The 1008-nt window shown below is 35.5% G+C and carries 2 protein-coding genes; both read left to right on the top strand.

Annotated elements, in window-relative coordinates:
• Nucleotide 1: 1 nt before the first annotated feature.
• A complete protein-coding gene (locus tag PVV70_RS09675; protein WP_273757608.1) occupies nt 2-124 on the top strand; it encodes a TrwH protein in 123 nt (40 codons plus the stop codon).
• Complete coding sequence (locus PVV70_RS09670; RefSeq protein ID WP_273759016.1) at nt 121-885, top strand: type IV secretion system protein; 765 nt, start codon at nt 121-123, stop codon at nt 883-885. Before PVV70_RS09675 ends, PVV70_RS09670 begins: the two co-directional genes overlap by 4 nt.
• Nucleotides 886-1008 lie beyond the last annotated feature (123 nt).

Genomic DNA, 1008 nt, shown 5'->3' with positions numbered 1-1008 from the left:
GATTTTGATTGCAAACCTTTTATCAGCTTGTGCATTAGCACCAAAGCTCAAACAACCCAATGATAGGAACCGTGTGCCTATTAATAAAACAATCCCTGCCGAAATTAAGCGAGGAGACAGATGAAAAAGTGGTTTATTAAAACAGGGATGATTACCCTTCTGGTAGTGCTGAATCTAGCTCCAGCAAATGCAGATGTACAAGTATCCTACCAATCCAGCAGCTCGCCCGTAGTCTCAACATCTTCTCAACTGCCACGACCTACTACACCACCTGTTGCTCCATCAGCCGAATATCTAGAGATTATTCAGTTATTAAAAAAAGGGGAAATTATTGAGCTGTTAAAAAAACAACTTGACTTGAAAAAAGAACAACTTTCACAAACAGAAAAAGCCTATCAAGCTATAACAAAGAGTCAGAAAACTGGATCTCAGACAATAGATTTTGCTAGTTTTTTTCTTAAAGAGCCAGAATTGCTCTATAATAAAAATAAGCTTTCAAGCCAATCATATCAAAAGGTATTGGAGGACGAAAACAAAATTTCTGGATCTTTTGATCAAGTAGGAAAAGCCATTTTTGCGCGTTTACAATTTATATCGATTCTAGATAAAGCTGTAACTTTGAAAAGTTTTGAAAACGTAAAAAATCGTTTTCAACACCTCAAAAATCTATTCGACGAACTTCAAACAAAAGAAAACCTGAAAGATATTGCAGATCTTCAAGCACACATCGATGATTCATTAGCTATGATCCAAAATGAATCTATAAAGATGGAAATGGTAGCACATTTACGTAACGCTGAGCACTCCCTGATCAAAAGAAAAAGACGCGAACTTGATATGAAAGTTTTTGACCATGAAAAAAAAGGAATGCCTAGCATACGATGAAAACAAGAACTCATATAGAGAGTTCAGGGCTATCTCAACAATTCAGAATGGTACAGAGATTTTATCAAAACCAAAATATCATGGTGAAAATTTAAGCAATGTATCAACGCAAATGAAGCGTTT

It is taken from the genome of Bartonella sp. AU55XJBT (genome assembly GCF_028618525.1).
The sequence above is the reverse complement of the archived record's forward strand: the minus strand, read 5'-3'. Positions and strand labels throughout refer to the sequence as shown.

Bases quoted from the DNA above. Each gene is read 5' to 3' on its own strand.
- PVV70_RS09670 (WP_273759016.1), top strand. From the start codon at position 121: ATGAAAAAGTGGTTTATTAAAACAGGGATGATTACCCTTCTGGTAGTG.